This window comes from Mesorhizobium sp. WSM4310 (genome assembly GCF_007003935.1).
Classification (GTDB): domain Bacteria; phylum Pseudomonadota; class Alphaproteobacteria; order Rhizobiales; family Rhizobiaceae; genus Mesorhizobium.
The window spans coordinates 1-17,561 of the sequence record NZ_VFTA01000042.1 but is presented as its reverse complement, the minus strand read 5'-3'; the positions used below and the strand labels follow the sequence as shown (position 1 = coordinate 17,561).

General features: G+C 55.9%; 12 protein-coding genes and 2 pseudogenes. 3 read left to right on the top strand and 11 right to left on the bottom strand.

Annotated features, from left to right (window positions below; all coding sequences use genetic code 11):
- Window positions 1–419: 419 nt before the first annotated feature.
- On the bottom strand, window positions 420–1,349 hold the full coding sequence (locus tag FJV80_RS29820; protein WP_063170383.1) for a 2-oxoglutarate and iron-dependent oxygenase domain-containing protein: 930 nt from the start codon (window positions 1,347–1,349) through the stop codon (window positions 420–422).
- Between the two features lie 456 nt (window positions 1,350–1,805).
- On the opposite strand from FJV80_RS29820, the pseudogene FJV80_RS35365 reads away from it, so the two are divergent.
- Window positions 1,806–1,949: pseudogene (locus FJV80_RS35365) on the top strand (transposase); the annotation flags it as partial.
- An 81-nt stretch (window positions 1,950–2,030) separates the two neighbouring features.
- Here FJV80_RS35365 and FJV80_RS29815 read toward each other — a convergent pair.
- From FJV80_RS29815 to FJV80_RS29785, 7 genes are all read right to left on the bottom strand, one after another.
- A complete protein-coding gene (locus tag FJV80_RS29815; protein WP_224571100.1) occupies window positions 2,031–3,761 on the bottom strand; it encodes a GMC family oxidoreductase N-terminal domain-containing protein in 1,731 nt (576 codons plus the stop codon).
- A gap of 282 nt (window positions 3,762–4,043) precedes the next feature.
- Window positions 4,044–4,610: a GNAT family N-acetyltransferase gene (locus FJV80_RS29810; RefSeq protein ID WP_158515808.1), complete on the bottom strand. Its 567-nt coding sequence runs from the start codon at window positions 4,608–4,610 to the stop codon at window positions 4,044–4,046.
- 390 nt (window positions 4,611–5,000) lie between these two features.
- Window positions 5,001–6,830 carry an IucA/IucC family siderophore biosynthesis protein gene (locus FJV80_RS29805; protein ID WP_063169359.1) on the bottom strand — a complete coding sequence of 610 codons (1,830 nt, stop codon included), beginning with the start codon at window positions 6,828–6,830 and terminating at the stop codon, window positions 5,001–5,003.
- 463 nt (window positions 6,831–7,293) lie between these two features.
- Window positions 7,294–8,595, bottom strand: coding sequence for a diaminobutyrate--2-oxoglutarate transaminase (gene ectB, locus FJV80_RS29800; protein ID WP_063169360.1), 1,302 nt, complete (start codon window positions 8,593–8,595; stop codon window positions 7,294–7,296).
- Between the two features lie 166 nt (window positions 8,596–8,761).
- Window positions 8,762–9,601 (bottom strand): hypothetical protein, encoded by an 840-nt coding sequence (locus FJV80_RS29795; protein WP_063169361.1) that lies wholly within the window; start codon window positions 9,599–9,601, stop codon window positions 8,762–8,764.
- Window positions 9,594–10,850 (bottom strand): diaminobutyrate--2-oxoglutarate transaminase, encoded by a 1,257-nt coding sequence (ectB, locus tag FJV80_RS29790; RefSeq protein ID WP_063169362.1) that lies wholly within the window; start codon window positions 10,848–10,850, stop codon window positions 9,594–9,596. Before ectB (FJV80_RS29790) ends, FJV80_RS29795 begins: the two co-directional genes overlap by 8 nt.
- A 1,064-nt stretch (window positions 10,851–11,914) precedes the next feature.
- Window positions 11,915–12,631, bottom strand: a complete 717-nt coding sequence (locus FJV80_RS29785; protein ID WP_224571099.1) for an SPASM domain-containing protein — start codon at window positions 12,629–12,631, stop codon at window positions 11,915–11,917.
- Window positions 12,632–13,350: 719 nt separating this feature from the next.
- Here FJV80_RS29785 and FJV80_RS29780 point away from each other — a divergent pair.
- Window positions 13,351–13,586, top strand: a pseudogene (locus FJV80_RS29780) (transposase); the annotation flags it as partial.
- Between the two features lie 16 nt (window positions 13,587–13,602).
- Here the strand turns inward: FJV80_RS29780 and FJV80_RS29775 are convergent.
- Both FJV80_RS29775 and FJV80_RS34725 read right to left on the bottom strand, forming a co-directional pair.
- Window positions 13,603–14,349 carry a LuxR family transcriptional regulator gene (locus tag FJV80_RS29775; RefSeq protein ID WP_063169365.1) on the bottom strand — a complete coding sequence of 249 codons (747 nt, stop codon included), beginning with the start codon at window positions 14,347–14,349 and terminating at the stop codon, window positions 13,603–13,605.
- A 354-nt stretch (window positions 14,350–14,703) separates the two neighbouring features.
- The gene (locus FJV80_RS34725) at window positions 14,704–15,006 is read right to left on the bottom strand and encodes a hypothetical protein (protein ID WP_127262113.1); all 303 of its coding nucleotides are present in this window, start codon (window positions 15,004–15,006) and stop codon (window positions 14,704–14,706) included.
- Between FJV80_RS34725 and FJV80_RS29770 the strand changes: the two genes are divergently transcribed.
- Window positions 14,986–16,788: an ABC transporter ATP-binding protein gene (locus tag FJV80_RS29770; protein WP_063169366.1), complete on the top strand. Its 1,803-nt coding sequence runs from the start codon at window positions 14,986–14,988 to the stop codon at window positions 16,786–16,788. The genes FJV80_RS34725 and FJV80_RS29770 overlap by 21 nt on opposite strands.
- 597 nt (window positions 16,789–17,385) lie before the next feature.
- Here the strand turns inward: FJV80_RS29770 and FJV80_RS29765 are convergent.
- Window positions 17,386–17,508, bottom strand: coding sequence for an exopolysaccharide production repressor protein (locus FJV80_RS29765; RefSeq protein ID WP_127248688.1), 123 nt, complete (start codon window positions 17,506–17,508; stop codon window positions 17,386–17,388).
- Window positions 17,509–17,561: the final 53 nt, after the last annotated feature.

The following is a 17,561-nucleotide window of genomic DNA, read 5'->3' as shown; positions in this document are numbered from 1 at the left end:
GTTGACGGCTTGCGATAACTGCCACCGGCCCGCAAGACGTGCAGCACGCGACCGCCGGGTGTTATAAGATCTTTCCGCCTGTGACGGCGTCGTGGTCGCGCTGGAACTGGTTCCCGGGAGCTCGGTTCGCGATACGTCAAGCGCGAGTTGGGCGAGCGTTATCATGGGATCAAGTTCCCTCAGGTTTTCCCGCAGCACGTTTGCGACAGCGGTGCAGATCTAGTGCGATCTTTCCCTGCGACCACACGATGCAAACAATCTGACACCATAGGTGCATTCATCCCGAAGCGGGCTTCCGACCGCCGCGCTACACGCGCGACGGCGGGACAATCTAGCGGATGCGAGAGTTCTTCCAGCTTACCACGGAGATCTGCACCGCGTCGGCGCCATAATTGCGCATGCTTTAGAAAAGCAGACAATCATTGCAGTTCGCGCGCGCGTCCGGCGCCATTCCCAGTCACCCATATTGACTCAACGTTGCGCAGCATCATTTCTACAACACTAACTTGCTGCCCTTGTCGCGAAGTCAGGCGAGCGTCGATCTCGGGATAAATAAAGAAGGGCAGCGAAATTCGATCAGTCGGACCACTATGCACGACCTGGTGGGGCGTACTCTTGAAGCGGCCGTCGCTCAAGACCTGAAGGAGGTCGCCCAGATTGACTACGAGACTATCGGGCAGGCTCGGCACCGGCATCCATCGACCGCGGAACCACACCTGCAAGGAACGCAGGGGGAGTTCCTCTTGCAGCAGCAGCGTGAAGAAGCCATGATCCGTGTGCTTTGCGCAAGTGCCGCCGCGAGCTGGATACCGTATCACGCGTTGCCCAAGCGTCGGCGTGCTGAAATGGCGTTGGAACCATGCCTCTTCCATACCTATCAGGTCCGCCAGCGCATCCCCGATCTGGGGGACAATCCCGGCGAGCACGGTAGCCTGCAAAGCAAGCAGGTTTCTTGCGAAGCCAGGAGCCAAGGCTTCATCCGGAAGGCGCGTGCGGCCGGAGAACGGACGCCGGTCGCCTTCGTTCTCAATTCCGAGGTCGAATACCTCCTTTGGATCGAAGCCGGCCTCAGGATGTAGCATTTCGCCGTGTAAAGGACTGTATCCACGGGCGGCAGTGGGGTACACGTCCTGAAAGGCGTGCCCGTAGCGTTCCTTAACCGACTGTGGCAATGCGAAGAATCGCCGGGAAGCCTCAATGGCTTGCGCGATCTGTTCCCCGGGGATGCCGTGCTCGACAAGGTAGAAGAACCCGTATTCCTGGCATGCCATTTGCAGGCGCTGGCGCTCGTCACGTCGCGTTGCATCGTCTCTCAATTTCGAAAGTGAAATTTTCGGCAGCGTGGTCATAGTCAATCCCCTTTTTGGGCGCTTAAGTTGATTAGTGTTTGCCGCGGCTCTCAAAGTCGACAGTTCCTTGGATGTGGGCAACGCGCCGTCTCTTCCAATAATAACGAAAGTCGACATGATGTCCCATTCTAAGGCTAAGCCGATGGCTGGGCGGTGATTCCGTCTTAGCAATTGATCTCTAGCGCTTCCTGGTGAAGATAACAACGATTTGTATGTTAATATAGTTGTATATATTGTTACATCCGTCGCGGTTAGTTTAACATTATCACGGCCAAGATACTAAGAGCGATTTACAATTCTGAATTGCTTTATGACTTCCAGGCTCAATCCAGACCAGCGCCGACCTCCGGGTTTCATGGCAGGATCGGCCATCTCGAAGAGCTCTATGACGCGAGGTATCGCCAGCTACCTGAGCTCGTCCATCACACACGCCGTCCCGGACGATGGCCGAATGGCAGAAACCGACCGCTCGAAATTTTCCTATCCCATAGTCTTTTTCGACGCTATCCGGGTCGAGCGGTCAAGCTCAGGGACGAAGACTTCGTTCGCAAAAAAGCCATCTACATCGGGTTCGGCGTTCTGCCTGGCGGCACCAAGGAGCACATGAGCTGAGGAAGCGCTTGTCGACGTTATCCGCCGTCTCGACGAGACGACTAGCCGAGCAGCAAAGCAGGCAGCGATTTAGCTCCGTCTGCCGTCTCTCAAGGTTGTGTCGGCCAATTTCTCAGCCACCATAATCGTCGGAATGTTTGTGTTCGCCCGAGGGCAAAATGGCATGACGGAAGCGTCGGCGATCCTCAAACCCAAAATACCATGAACGCGTCCCGACGGATCGGTCACAGCGCCAGGATCCGCGGCTGCCCCCATCCTGCAGGTCGACGTCGGATGCCAACTTGGGATGACGTTCTGGCGAATATACCGATCCAGATGTTTCTCGTCGTTGACGAGATCGGAAATGCTATCCCCATCCGTTATGACGCGCCTAATCAGCCCACGGCGCAGCCGCGGCGACGCGTCCATGAGCAGCGCCAGAAATGACGTGAGTGCATAGTTTGTGCTTGTGACCTTGCTCACCAGCTTCGCTCGCGCATTCAACGCTGACGGAAACGGGTCCAGCGCCACAGAGGACAGCGAATCTTGCTGCAGCAGGCGGACTATGAAGCGAAAGCCCTGCTTGAGGCGCTCGGCGTCCCGCTTGTCGCTCAACCAGTTGAAATCGACCTCCGGCTCTATTTTATGCGAACTACCCTTGAGCGCCACAGTTCCCGTCGAGTAGCTGCGATTGACCCACACGGCGAGAGTGCCGAGGCGCCTCCCCAGCGGGTGCCAGGATGATTTGGCAACAGTCGATATTGCCATATCGGTCGACGGGCAGCCTTCGTAACCCGACGAGTAGCGGGCGTGCATCTGAATATATTCGCTCACGCCGGGTGACAAGCGATCGGCCGGCTTCAAATAGGCCGAAACGCAAATCGTGGGGTGTTCCTGAAGATTCTGGCCCACACCTTTCAAATCTGCAACGATAGGGATTCCGAATTGTACTAATTCCTTCGCGGGGCCGATCCCGGAGCGCATCAATATGGCGGGTGAATGGAGTGCTCCTGCGCACAGGATAACGCAAGAAGCGCTATACGATTGCACGCCCGATTTGTTCTCCGTCTCGACCCCCGTTACCGTTGTTCCCAAAAAGGTCAGCCGCGCAACTGTCGTTTCGGATAAAATCGTTAGATTGCGGCGAGAGCGGACGGTTTCGGGTAAGTACGCCATCGCGGAGGAGACCCGATGACCATTGCGGTTGGTCAATGGGACAACTGAATAGCCATCACCGAATGCACCATTGAAGTCTGGCCTGAAATGAAGCCCCAAAGCATCGTAAGCATCGGAGATTGCCCGGATGAAGCCCGACCAGTCTGATTGGCGCACACGTTTGATTGGCAAGGGGCCGTTCGTGCCATGAAATTCCCCGCCGAAATCCAAATCGCATTCTAGACGACGGAAGTAGGGCAGCACGTCTTCCCAACCCCAGCCCGTTGCACCGCTTGAGGCCCACTCATCGTAATCTCCGGGCCCGCCGCGGTTGGCGACTTGGGCATTGATGCTGGAGCCGCCACCCATGACGCGCGCCTGTTCGTAATGGACAGGCTTGCGGCCACCTCGCACCGTTGTCGCGTGGAGTGACTGCCATCGATAACCGGGATTAAGGTAAGCACGCGTTGGGTCGCCATCCTGGATGTCGTCAGGAATGGCATTCGGCGGCGTATCAGGGCCAGCTTCAATGAGCAGCACGCGAGCGCCATAGGCGGAGAGCCTGCTCGCCATCACGCATCCAGAGGAGCCACCACCCACGACGATATAATCGAAAACCACGCAACTCCCCATCAAGGTACCAAGTGTGATGGGCTTCTTCAGCAAAGCGCTCCTCCTACCGCCTGAGATATGGTCACTTACGGCGCGGCAGCTCCACATCATGCCGTCTGTAACGGAGCGATTTGATCGCCAAATCGGTCGAGGGCATGCCCGAAGCGAGACCGAGCGACCCATCTGAACTATCTCTGAACCGACAAGCTCTCAATTCCAGGGCACATGCATCTCCGGACACGCCGGTGCGTCGGTGTGAATGATTGCAAGTTCGTAGGGCGAGAGCAGCGCTCGCCTACGGTTTCTTGCATCACCGTCTTCCGAGAAACAATGATACTAACAAGAGATAACGACGACTTTTTCGATTTTTACAGCAGTCAAGACTGTCACTTCAAAATATCGCATAACTACGTTATTGTAGACCCGGTCTCTTACATAGCGAAGGCCTACTTTCGGTGCTTTCCGAAGCGAACGCGTGTTCGTTGGGCGAATGAATGAAGTGACCTTCTCGAGCGTTAGGTTCTCGAAAGCAAACTGGATCGCTGCCCTGCCGGCCTCTGCGGCGATCCCCTTACCGGAAGACGCAAGGTGGAGGCACGATACGGTTTCCACATTAGTGGGATCTTCGGGCAGATACGGGCCACTGTACATCAATCCACAGTAGCCTGCGAATTTTCCGACTTGGCCTTCGCCTTTTACGAACACCATCCATAAGCCGAAACCATTGCTCTGCCAATGATGGATGAACTGTTGTAGTTTAGCTTTCGATTGCTCTCGGGTCGGATAGACTCCATCCCACATGGCATTTACCACAAATGGATCGCTATGAAGCTCATGTAGAAGAAGCTCGTCGCTATGCGACGGTGGCCTTAGGATTAGGCGCGGCGTTTCTAGAATGTACATGAGAAGCTCCCTTCTAGCCATAAGTTAGAGCCGCACTTACCTCCAACGCGGCCATGATCTCCTAGCATGAGCGTCAAGGCCGCAGTGCTTGATTGAAGGCGTTCGACGAGGTTTATGCTTAAGGTAGCGAGGTCTACACAAATCAAGCTTTGGGCGCCTAACCGTGTCAGTGTTGACGGCACCTGGAAAGCCGGCCCGAAGGCGATAAAAAAATTAGGCGCCTCCTTTCAGAATGGAAGCAGGCGACGCGCTGGTGAGCGGGCGCCTGATACGCGCAACATGCTGCGGCGGCGTTTACGCAAGGGGTTGCTTACCCCAAGGGGGGGGTATGGTATTGGCCCAAAACCGGCTAACTACATTGTTCATTTAAAATACGCGCCTCCTTCAAGCTTAACCTGCACTGGTCACTTTGCGAATGCCCGCCAGTGGGTTCTTCAGCGTGCCGACGGTGTGCAGGTATTCTCCCGGATCACCGAAGTCCACCATTTGCTGGTTTTTTTGTATCTGCAGTCGATTCATACATCGTCGCAGAAATTCTGGAGCGAATAGGTCATGCTGCCTGTATTTTTCGTCATATTCCGGATGTTTCGTCTGGTAGCCAAGGATGGACTCGCTTACGAGCTGCCAGAAGTGTGTCGACGGAAAATCAAGATGTTCTTCGAGTGTTACAGCCAAGTAACGAAAGAAGCAGTCGAAAACGTCGGTGAAAATGAAGTCGTGCTTCATGTCGCGATTTACTTGAATGCAGATCCTCTTAATCTCCTCCGGCACGTTGAGATCTCCGCCTAGAATACGAAGCTCCTCGCCAATGTCTTTCATGATAACTCGCGTCGGAGCGTGATCTTTCATAACTAGAATTATATTTTCTCCATGTGCCATAAACGCTAGATCGTAAGCATAAAAGCAGTGGAGAAGCGGCGCCAGATAAGATTCAAAATAGCGGCGTAGCCAAGCGGCGGCGTCTAACCCCGAGGCATTGATGAGGGCTGTCACGAGTGCTTCACCATTGTAATCGACATGAAGCAGCGACGCCATTGTCATCAGACGTTCCCCTTCTTTCAACTGCCGAAGGGGGCTTTCCCTCCACAGCGCAGAAAGCATCTGCTTGTAAGGGGAGTCCTTCTTGAGGGCGGTGTTGAAACAACGATTGCGATAGCCAATCGTCGCGACCTCGCGAAGGATGCTGAAGCCGTTGGCGGCTAAATAGGAGTCACTGTCGAGCAAATTCTTCAACCATTCGTTGATGGCGGGCGTCGCCAGCATGTGTGTCGGTGACAAGCCGCGCATAAACCCCATGTTAAGTATCGACAGCGCCGTTTTCACGTACCGTTTATGCGGATCGCTTATATTGAAAAGTGTGCGGATCGATTGCTGGGCATGATATATGTCCTTCCCCTGGCCTAGGCAGACAATGTGCCGGTTGGCGATATCCGCCGCGAAGATAGTTGAGAGCCGATTGAACCATTGCCAAGGATGCGCTGGCATATAGATGTAATCGGTCGAGTTTAGTCCCTTTTGACGCAACGCTGCGTCGAACTGTTCCAGCGCCTGTCGACCGAGTTCCTCGTGCATGAGAAGGTCGTAGTCGAGCGTTGAAATGGACTTAAACGTTGCCATTTCTTTATGGACGGCCAGCCATATGAGTCTTATCGAACTGCCCACCTCCGGCGCATAGCGACTATAGTCGAGCGCGTCAAAGCCAATGCGACCGTTATTCGCGATAAAGGTCGGGTGGCCCTCCGTCATGCCAGCCTCAACGATCTGGTAATCGGCAAAAGCCAGTTCTGCGGCGGATATCTCTGTTTTGGCCTGCTTGTACGCGCTGCCATACAGCGTGCTGCTGATCTCCTGCAGGTAAACCGGCATCATCTCTTCCTTTATGCCAAGATGGCGGCTGAACTCAATAACAAAATCAAGCGCATCCAGGGGGGCCGGCCTGCCCTCAATCCTTTTCTCCAGAGAGCCGGCGTCCACTTGCCAGTGATCTAGCAGGAGGCGCCGAGCCTGGAACCAATACTCCAACCCAGGGGTCTCGCTTTCCAGCACATACTTCCCCCAGTCGCCTTCCATTCGCTGGAGTCGAGGAGCAATTAGCAACTCGTGTGCAAATTCGCTGATTGCTTTACGGATAAGGAGCCGGTTGGCCTTTGCCCATAAATGCGGTTTCAAATGCTGCGTTACGCGTTCGGCTAGGCTTATCTCATCGTCTCGGGCTGTCATATCACTCACGATCTCAACTCCTTCAGAACGTAACGGTGTAAGGTTCGCGAACGCGCCTTACACTCGTCTCGCCAAACTTCGACGTCGCACAAAATCCGTTCTATTTTTCATCAGAAAGGATAAGAAATACCGGACCTCTTATACAAGTTAATTTCTAATGTGTTGTGTACCGTTCGTCTTCGCTCGTGATAAACCAGCAATATTACCATCTTACTTATATAATATATTAGAATACCGGTTTCACCGGCCCTGGACGTCGTCCTTCATCTTGCAACGAGCAAGAAGTGTGTATTGATTTGCACATGCCGTACTGTCGTTCGATCACGTCAAGCGGTCGGTGTCCATTGTTTGAGCTCTCCGAGTGTCCATTTTTGCTGTCCGTCTCCATACAATCGCATACGTCTAAAGCGGAATTTCCTTTGCTTGATAAGCCCAGACTGGGTAGGGGGGACTGAGTGAATGCCTACTCCGCTGAAATGCTGTCCTGCACCGCGCCAATGCTGTCGCGTACGATCGACAGACCACGGCGCAGTTCAGCCTCGGTTATGGTAAGGGCTGTCATGAACTTGAGCACCTCACCATACGAGCCAGCGATCTCGATCACCAAGCCGCGACGAAAAGCTTCCCGGGAAATGAGCCCCGGCAATGAGTGGTGCTTTGGTGATACGAGTCCATACATCAAGCCGCGGCCTCGGACATTCAGAGCAAGGCTGGGGAAGTCGTCTGCGATCGACTTGAGTTCTTGAGCCAAGATGGCTGATTTGCGAGCAATCTCATCTTCAAACTTGGAGTCGGACCAGTAAGTCTCAAGGGCCGCACGAGCAGTGACGAAAGCATAGTTGTTGCCCCTGAACGTGCCGGTGTGCGCACCCGGCGTCCAGACATCAAGTTCAGGCTTCATGAGGACAAGGGCCATAGGCGTTCCAATTGCAGACAACGACTTTGACAGGGTAACGATGTCCGGCACGATCTCAGCCGCCTCGAAACTGAAGAATTTCCCTGTGCGACCGACACCAGCCTGAATATCATCGAGGATCATCAGGATCTCGTGCCGAGAGGTCAGATCACGCAGCCGTTGCAGCCATTCAACGGTAGCAGCATTGACACCGCCTTCGCCCTGCACTGCTTCTAGGATCACCGCAGCGGGTTTGCCGAGACCACTGCTAGGATCATCGAGAAGCTTCTCGAAATACTCGATCGTGTCTGAAGCGCCGAGATAGCCCTCGTACGGCAACGATGTCACGTGCGCGAGGGGAAAGCCGACAGCATCTCGGAACTTCGTGTTTCCGGTTGCCGCCAACGCCCCAGCGCTGACTCCGTGAAACGAGTTCGTAAACGAAACGATGTTTGACCTGCCGGTCACTTGGCGAGCTAGCTTCAGAGCCGCCTCGACCGCGTTCGTACCTGTGGGGCCAGTAAATTGCAATTTATAAGACAGACCGCGGGGCTTCAAAATAAACTGCTCAAAAGCTTCGATGAAGGCCTTCTTGGCGGTCGTAGCAAGGTCGAGCCCGTGCACAATTCCGTCGCGCGCAATGTAGTCCAACAACGCCCGCGTGAAGGCTGGGTTGTTGTGCCCGTAATTCAAGGCTCCCGCGCCTCCCAAGAAGTCGATGTATTCCCGACCGTCTGTAGCTATGAGGGCAGTGCCGACGCCTCGATCGAACAGAACTGGGAACGCACGGACGTAGCTCCGCACCTCAGACTCAAGACGATCAAAGATCGCGAGGCTTACATCGTTTGTAGGAGTAAACTGCTTCTTCATAGGGCGAGTCCTGAATTGTAGCCTGCAAAGGCATCAGCCCAAACTGTCTGGCGAAGGCCATTTCAATCGGTTCGAGGTTCGGCTTGTATGACGGCAGCATGAGCAGTCACACGCCTGGCCACGCCAACTCACGGCCCAAGCCAGTCGATCGCTGCGAGGTCCAACGTCACGTCCACCAGAGAACAAGATCAGGCCGCGCAAATCCGAAAAAGCAATTCAGCACTAGGCGACGCTTTCCGTCGCCTAATTGACCGGTAACCCCGTGAACGAAGCCGCCATCGATTAGGGCGATATCCCCGGTTTTGAGCTCGAACTCGCGGCAAGGGACGGCTTCCAGATAGGCTGCCGAATAGGGATATCCAGTGGTCTCCACACCTTGCGATATCCGGTCCGCAACCGTCGGCTTGTGGCTCCAGAGCTTCAGATTGCCGCCTTCCTCAGGCATGCTGGGATAGAGGTTGAGCGCTGCGACCGTATTGTGCGCCACCGCAGAAAGCTCGTAATCATCGCCAGCACGTAAGACTTGAGCGACGTCGTCGTGGGGATCCAAGGAAAATGTGCCTGTGCCCGACCAACTGAGGCCGCGACAAACATTGGCCTGGCCGTGTTCGGAACGGGCTAGCCGCAATTCGATTCCCTGGTTGTGAAGCTCTCGCTTCAACGCCCTGAATACTGCTCGAACCGGGTCAACCAAATTCTTAAAAAGGGCATCGACGTACGGCCGCGCGTTTTCGGCGTCTGCGAAATAGGTGGCTGCATCCTTCCTGTAGTGAGATGCGCCGACATATTGTCCGGGCACACCATCTTTACGCTCTCTGAGACCAGAGCTTCCAATAAAGTTCGTAGTGATCTCCTCGGCTACTTCGGTGCTGAAAGCTTGCTTGATGTGCAGAGCGGTGAGCTCACCTTTCAGGACCGAGATGATCTCCGCCGTGTTGATCGACCCGGTCCGTTCTTTGATCGAAACCGGCGAGATGGCTGGCACTTGAGATATCTGACTAGGCATTGTCTTGCTCCTGTAGTGCGTGTTCAAGGATGGTGATGCCACGATCGAGTTCGGCATCGGTGATGGTTATCGGTGGGAGGACTTTGATAACGTCGCGATTTGGCCCCGAGGATTCGATAAGAAGGCCATTTTCGAATGCGACATCGTGCACGCGGCCGACAACTGCCGGTGAACGGCATTTCAGGCCGGCCATCAGACCGCGGCCGCGCTTCTGTTCGATGTATCTTGGAAATTTCGCAACCAGGCGATCGAGGTGCGTTTGCAGCCTGACGGCTGTCCGCTCGACACCTGCAGTAAATTTCCTATCCGACCACATCTTGCACATGGCTCCTGCCGTCACGAAGGCGAAATTGTTGCCTCTGAAGGTCCCGCTATGTTCTCCGGGCTTCCATATGTCCAAGTCGGGTCGAATCAGAACGATGGACAACGGACTACCTGAACCGCTTAGGGACTTGGAAAGACACACAATATCCGGTTCGATTTTCGCGGACTCGAATGAGAAGAAATCGCCAGTTCGGCCCGCACCCGCCTGAATATCGTCGACGATAAAAACAATGCCGTGCGTACGGCAAATGCGCTGAATTTCCGTGAGCCAAGCTGCGGATGCGGCGTTCATGCCGCCTTCGGCCTGGATGGTCTCCAGAATGATTGCGGCAGGCTTTTCTATGCCGCTCCCCGGGTCGCTCAAAACGCTGTCGATGTAACTGGCGGAATCGAAAGCTTGGCTCGGATAGCCGTCATAGGGAACACGGATCACATCGTGGCGAGCGACGCCTCCCAGTTCCCTGGTTGAGGCCGAGCCCGACACCGCTAGAGAGCCGAGCGACATGCCGTGGAACGCATTCGTAAAGGCCATGACGCTCGAGCGGCCGGTGTATTTTCGCGCCAGCGCCAGCGCCGCTTCGTTGGCGTTCGTGCCGGTCGGCCCGGGAAACTGAATCTTGTACGAAAGGCCTCTGGGTTTCAGGATCCAATCGACGAACCCTTCAATGAAGTCACGCTTTGCCGCCGTATGCATATCAAGCGACAGAAGAATGTTCTCACCGACGAGATATTCAATCGCTGGCGCCATAATATCCGGATTGTTGTGCCCGTAGTTGAGTGCGCCGGAACCCACCAGGAAATCGATAAAGGGCTTACCCGTCTCGTCCCAGATCGTCGCCCCAAGGGCCTTCGTAAAGACGGTGGGGAACGCCCGGCAATAACGACGAACGTTAGATTCATGAGCCGTGAAAGCGTCGGTGTCCATATCAAGTCCTCTGCACATAGTCTTTCAAAGAAGAGAGCTGTTTAATGGCTAGTGGTTTGCGGCAGATGTTCGTCGCTTAACGTTGAAGCAGAATGCCGGAGGCAGCTTTGTTTGGTCTGGGTTTGGTCTGGTGATGCCGGCATCCTCATCAAATATTGTTGGGTTGCGTTGCCCTCCATTCGGATGCTTTCGAATGTGCTGCAACAGGATGGCTTCTAAAGCTTCCGCGAAAGCATCGCTACTATGGCATCAGGTAGTTGACGTACCCACCCTTCGCTGCCCATAGCGCTCCGGACAAATGAATGAGTCCAAGGAGATCAGCAGGGTCGCGTCGCCAGAGGTTGTGTCGCTCGGCGGTAGCGAAGCCGCTCGCGAGCGCGCTCCTCAATAGCGCCGTAGCGAGCGAGCGGCTTCGCGGCGGTCATCAATATTCGCCGTTCAACCTCGGGCTGCGGACACCAACCTGATTCAAGAAACTATTTGATGACCGATGACACAGCGAAAGCCACGCTCTCTTTGAGAAGAATGCGGATTCCGATCTCTTGCGCGATGACTGGCCCGAGCCGCCGGATCAAGAGGGCGGGGCCGCCGTGGACCCCCTTGACGGAAAGCCCGTTCGTAGGCCAGGCGGAAGCAACCGGGAGACGCGCTGGCGAAGGGCCGCATCGGTTTCGAGAACGTCCACTACCGCGACGGCAACCATCCCCGGCCGCAGCTGGGCTGCTGCCTTCAGGCGAGTCGAAAAGGAGATCGTCCGGGAGGGTGAAGGCGTTGACGAGGTGAGCCGTGAGTAAGCAATCAAGCTCTGATCGGGATCGACTAACACTGTTTCCATCCGACCGATGGTTGACCTGTGATCGGCGTTACCTCAAGCTAGGCAGGCCGACAAGCTCGGTTGGAAGGCGAAGACCTTTCGATGAGCTCGTCTCCGAAATGCTCGAGGCCCACTGCCGCGCCTACAGGAACATACTGGCGTAACGTGAAAACACGATGGCGTCGCGGGCAGGTGCATCTGTCGTGGGGCCATCCGCACTGCCAGGCACGCCCTCTCGGCCGGCATGCACTCAGGTCCGGTCGTTTGGGTCGGCGAATTCACACATCCTGCAAAGCAGAAAACCATCTGCTCCATTCATGCGGTCGACGATTTCGCGAAAAACTGGCTTTTCAAACAGAGCGGAGTAACCCTCATATAGAAGGTTGCCCAATACGTGACGCCGTTCAAAATCCATAGAGCACAGGGTAACGTCGCCGTTTGGAAGAAGAACATTCCGATACTGTCGTGCGTCCACGCAGGTTAGGGCTCCGACCACTGGCTGACGTGGTGCAACGATCTTAGGGTCGACGCTTCCACCCCTACTGCTCACCGGCCGCGCTTTTATCAGGGCTTCGGTAGGAATAATGTCGGCTATATCTGGGTGGGGCTCGCCCAAGGCCACGAATCGGATCAAGGGGATGTCCGCGTCGACGAGTTGACGAACCAGATCGCGATACTTGTCTCCGACCAGGCGGCTGTTCATGTAGGTGCCGTCATCGAAAACATGGACCACGAATACGCCCAAGCGCAAGGCTTGCAATCGCTGCAGGTCCTGCCCGTTCATTCCCACCAGCGTCGTAAAAATCCTGATGCCATGGCCTTTGGCGAAGGCGTGCTCCACCATTTCGGTACAGTCCGGATTGAGCCAAGGTTCGGAGTATCCCGCAAAACCAATGTCGACGGAAGTCGGTACGCGGGCCAGACACCGCTTGAAATCTTCAAGATCCAGATGACTCGCATGAGACACTTTTCTTTGCCGGACCGCGAACTTGTCCTGGGGACAATATGAACATCCTACGACGCATCCCGTGGTCGTCGTTATCTCCAAAACCCTGCCGGCTGTGTTTGCTGAGCGAAGTTCCGGTAAAATCACTGGTGATTACTCCCATCTACTTCCTGCGAAGCGCCACGATGGTGTGCGTGTGCCTTTGGCTTTCTGATACCGCCTGCTGATCTACCGAGGCAACGCAGACATCTACCCTTTTTGGCAGCCTAAGCCGCCCGGTTCACCGATTTGCCGGGCCGACCCTTCACAAACTTCCAGCGCGTCGGACCAGAGACAGCATTGCATCTTTCGAGGCATCACTCGCTCCGGAGATGTAGCCTCAACCGTTGGTCGCTGGCCCGTCGCCGAGATGCGCGCGCAGCACCCTCGAACCCGCCGGAGAGAAGCTTTCTGGATGCCGTCGATCATCCTTCATCGAGCGAGTTCCGTGTTCTCATGCGGGTCAGCCCTCACACTATATTGCCGCACATCGACCAGCAAAGGCCGAGCTAGTGCGCCTGGCGCGCAGTTACTGCGAGATAGGCTTCGAAAAGCCCGACAGGGCTAAGACGCTCCGCTGTATTGAACCCGAAATGTTTTCTGACAGCTGTCAGATTTTGGACACACATCACTCATCGTCAGTCGCTTAATACGGATGGTAATTTCTTCCAGGAATCGGTGACATTGAACACCACCCTGTCATGACCGCCCAATCTCAGCGAAGCGAACTCAGCATCGCCACCAGGACCAAGCCTGAAGATAAATCCGCCGTAGCAGCGTCAACGACATTTTGCTTTCGAAGCCGGATGGATTGCACGAGGTGATTCGCGCCGTGATGCAGGAGGTGCTCGAGGCCGAGATGGACGAGGCGCTGGGTGCTTCGAAGAGCGAGCGCACGCCGGAGCGTCTCGGCTATCACGCGCGCTACTACGGGCGGAGAACTAGCTGCGCACCTACGGCGGTTGGATAATCCCAAGGTTCAAAGCTTTTACAACAGCTACCGTTCTGCTGGTCGCATCCAACTTCCGCATTACATTTTTTAAATGGAAATCTATCGTATTTCGTGATCTGCCTAAAATAGTTCCTATTTCCCAAGATGATTTTCCTTGTGACACCAAATCAATGCACTCTATTTCTCTCGGAGACAGGTTATGAGCTCGTTCCGACGCAGTCGTAGTGTCGAACTTCGTAACCATCCGATGAAACCGCAGCGCGGCCATTTGCAGGTAGGTGATCGCTCTATTCTGCAATTCGCAGTCCGAGGATTGAGCAAAACTCACAAACCTAAAGCTGCCACCAGGGCCATGTAATGGGACGGTAACGCCTGACCTCAAGCCGAATGTTGCTGCTTCGTCCAAGACGCGGCGTCCATCTTCAGTTATGTTTTCATCAGTATACACCTCGCTCCATCGAAAGGGTCCCGCCTCCTTTCGACCTTTCTTGATGAGGGGGTCTATTTTGGCATAGCCCATTCTCGAGTAGCGCTCCTGCCATTCAGCAGGATAATTCCACATCACCACAGAACCCTCCCGGTTCGGCTTGAAAGCCCTCTCTGATGCGAGCGGCCCATAGGCAATCCACGGGCAATCGAAATTCAGCGCAAACGCAGACAACAGTTCGAACAACTGTTCGGATTGAGCGACATCATCAGTCATCTTGAGGAATAGGTCTAACTCCACCGCAATCCGCCGGAGTTCCATGATGTCTCCTTCATTGCGTTCTCATTGGTGCACAGTTTGCTCCAACCCAGCCTCGCAACATCCGAAGTCAACGGGACTCGAGCCGGAGTTCCTTCCGCCACCTGGAGTACCCTCAAGAGTCGTGCCAGCTTGCGAGCGAAGCTTCTCCTTCAGGTCGTCAATCGACGGGGGAGGTACCCAGGAGGCGAACCGACAGCACTGTGTCGGGGAGCGCACAATCCGACAGTCGAGCATTCGATTGACGGAATATGGGCAGGAAAGTATTCGCGGCGCGCTTTTGAAATCAGCACCTAAGTGCCGGGCCTGAGAAAGCTGCATTGCAACTGTACTTATTTGATCGAGGCAAGAACAAGCTCAAAATTCAATCGATACATCGACCTTCTTTTCCAATCTCCCGAGTTGAGCAGCCGTAGCAATCGTATCGACTGGATGGCGGCTGACTTTCTCCAGGCTCGGTAACCTGCTGAATTTGTCCTTCGGATGTTCCCGCTCAGTTGGCACGACTTTTGAACTCACCGTCGTGAGGCGGCAAGAGCTGCCCGCCAAAATTGATGCTGTTATGGGGGAGGTCGAAATTCCAGTTTTGTCTTTTATCGTCTTTGGGACCGAGCGTGTTGATGCGCCCGCTTGGAAACTATGAGACGTTTCCCCGTCCATGGGCGCGGCGCCACTTGTCGCGACGTTTTCGCCTTCACTGTTCGCCTCTGGAACAGGCAGCCGGCCCGGCTCGCGATCATCATGACCGCGATGCTCGCCTCCACGCTGGCTGACGTGTTGATGCCGCTCTATTCTGGCCGACTCATCGACGCTGTTTCTCGTGCTGCTAATGCGGCAGCACCAGCTTCGGATTCAGCTGTTGCAGCATTCTCTGTACCGATTGCATTGGCACTCGGTGGCATTGCCATGCGCCACGTCGCCTTCATTGGCCTGAGCGACCTGGTGTTGAAAATGATTTCCGACGTCGCGACCGAAGCGTTCCATCATGTGCAGCGCTTTTCGACAGACTGGCATGCAAACAGCTTCGCCGGCTCGACAGTGCGCAAGATAACGCGCGGCATGTGGGCGCTCGACCTCCTCAACAGCACGATACTCGTCACGCTGCTCCCGTCGTTTGTCATCTTGATCGGCTCGACGGTGCTGCTCGGCTGGCACTGGCCGGTCATGGGCGTGATCTTTGCTTGCGGCTCTCTCGTCTACCTTGCGTTTTCGATTTCGCTGTCGCTCGGCTATGTCGCGCCAGCGGCGAGCCTTGCCAACCGATGGGACACAAGGCTCAGCGGCGCGCTTGCGGACGCGGTCAGTTGCAACGCTGTGGTCAAGGGCTTCGGCGCAGAGGTTCGCGAAGACGAGCGGCTTGCAAATATCATGACGAAATGGCGGCACCGCGCGCGCCGGAGCTGGGTGCGCGGAACGATCATCGGCTCAACCCAAGGCGTAACTTTGGTTGCGCTCAGGGTGGCGGTGGTCGGATATGCCCTGCTTCTGTGGTCGCATGGACAGGCAACGCCGGGCGAGATAGCATATGTTCTCACGTCCTTCATCGTCCTGCAGGGCTATCTGCGTGATGCCGGCATGCATGTCCGCAACGTGCAGCACTCGGTTAATGATATGGAAGAACTGGTGGCCATCCACAATCAGCAGGTGGATGTTGCCGATCGTCCAGAGGCCAAGCCGATCCGGATCACGAACGGCCGTATCGATTTCGAGAACGTCCACTTCCGCTACGCCAACCATCCCCTGCCGCTCTATAGCGAATGTTCGCTGTCGATTGAAGCTGGCGAAAGGGTTGGGTTGGTTGGACCCTCCGGTTCCGGCAAGACAACATTCGTGAAGCTGATCCAGAGACTCTACGACCTGAGCGGCGGCCGGATCCTGATAGACGGTCAGGACGTCTCGGAGGTGACCCAAGAGTCCCTTCGTTCGCAGATCGCGATCGTGCAGCAGGAGCCGATCCTGTTTCACAGGTCGCTTGCCGAGAACATCGCCTATGGCCGGCCTGGCGCGAGCCAGGCCGAGATCGAGCAAGCGGCACGACTGGCAAGTGCCCACGAATTCATCGCGCCCCTGCCGAAGGGCTATGGGACATTGGTCGGCGAAAGGGGTTTGAAGCTCTCCGGCGGCGAGCGCCAGCGCGTGGCGATCGCGCGCGCCTTCCTCGCGAACGCGCCGATCCTTATTCTGGACGAGGCCACATCGAGCCTCGATTCGGAATCCGAGGTGCTCATTCAACAAGCGGTGGATCGGTTGATGGTGGGCCGAACCACACTCGTCATCGCACACCGGCTGTCGACGGTCCGCTCGCTCGATCGGCTGCTCGTCTTCGACCGTGGCCGCATCATGGAGGACGGCGATCATGCCGCCCTGATCAATCTCGATGGTGGCATTTACCGCCGCCTCTTCGAACGGCAGGCGTTGGAACTCGCGAAGGGCCTGGCCTGATCGCTAAACCGGCTTGCGCGATGCGCCGAGCCGTTGCCGGAGAGGGGTGTGGCAGTGACGAGCGGCGGGCGTTAGGCGGCAAAACCAGCACGGCCGGAACTGTCCGCCAAACGGGCGAGCGGGAATGCACCACGTCTAAGCTTCGGCGAATGCGCGCAGTTACACGCGGGCACCGAATTGTCGCGCCTAACGGCGCACGCACCAAAAGGGCGGGAATGTCGACGGCCCGGGAAGAGTGCGGCCCTCGCCGTTACCCACATTTCGCCAAAGGAAGCGAAGTCAACGCACATTGAGAGGGCGGTGCTTCCCGGCCGGCCGGGATCCCTGTCGCTGGCCCAACCTACCGCACGCTGGCCACGTCAACGGTTCAAAGTCCCTTCGGTTCGCAAAGTCGTCCCCTTGGAGACCCGGAAGCGCAGGAGCTCCGACCGCAGTCTTCGCTCAACTCTGGCCATCTGCTCCGGGATTGGATTCCGTTCCCTTGCTAGCACAGTGGCAGCTGAGCACGAACTCGCCGGCCCCGTGTCTTTCGATTACGGCCAACGGGCTTAGGAAGAGATTGGATTCGCCGGCCCTCTGCGGAGCGAATGAACAGTTCTACAGATCATCGACGTCCGCGAAAAAGAGCACGCAGCCGAAATAGCAGGCCTGAAGCAGCAGCGAACAGGCCAGCGTCGTGACGACTGCCACACGGATCGAATCCAAAGCGAAGTAAACCATCGACGCATTGCTGCACAGGACCAGCCCCACGAGCCGACAAAAAGATGAAGTGC

Excerpts from the sequence above, each read along its gene's own strand:
- FJV80_RS29820 (WP_063170383.1), bottom strand. The coding sequence starts at position 1,349 with ATGACCACGCTGCCGAAAATTTCACTTTCGAAATTGAGAGACGATGCA.
- FJV80_RS29810 (WP_158515808.1), bottom strand. The coding sequence starts at position 4,610 with ATGTACATTCTAGAAACGCCGCGCCTAATCCTAAGGCCACCGTCGCAT.
- FJV80_RS29805 (WP_063169359.1), bottom strand. The coding sequence starts at position 6,830 with ATGACAGCCCGAGACGATGAGATAAGCCTAGCCGAACGCGTAACGCAG.
- ectB (WP_063169360.1), bottom strand. The coding sequence starts at position 8,595 with ATGAAGAAGCAGTTTACTCCTACAAACGATGTAAGCCTCGCGATCTTT.
- FJV80_RS29795 (WP_063169361.1), bottom strand. The coding sequence starts at position 9,601 with ATGCCTAGTCAGATATCTCAAGTGCCAGCCATCTCGCCGGTTTCGATC.
- ectB (WP_063169362.1), bottom strand. The coding sequence starts at position 10,850 with ATGGACACCGACGCTTTCACGGCTCATGAATCTAACGTTCGTCGTTAT.
- FJV80_RS29775 (WP_063169365.1), bottom strand. The coding sequence starts at position 14,349 with ATGGAACTCCGGCGGATTGCGGTGGAGTTAGACCTATTCCTCAAGATG.
- FJV80_RS29770 (WP_063169366.1), top strand. The coding sequence starts at position 14,986 with ATGAGACGTTTCCCCGTCCATGGGCGCGGCGCCACTTGTCGCGACGTT.
- FJV80_RS34725 (WP_127262113.1), bottom strand. The coding sequence starts at position 15,006 with ATGGACGGGGAAACGTCTCATAGTTTCCAAGCGGGCGCATCAACACGC.
- FJV80_RS29765 (WP_127248688.1), bottom strand. The coding sequence starts at position 17,508 with ATGGTTTACTTCGCTTTGGATTCGATCCGTGTGGCAGTCGTCACGACG.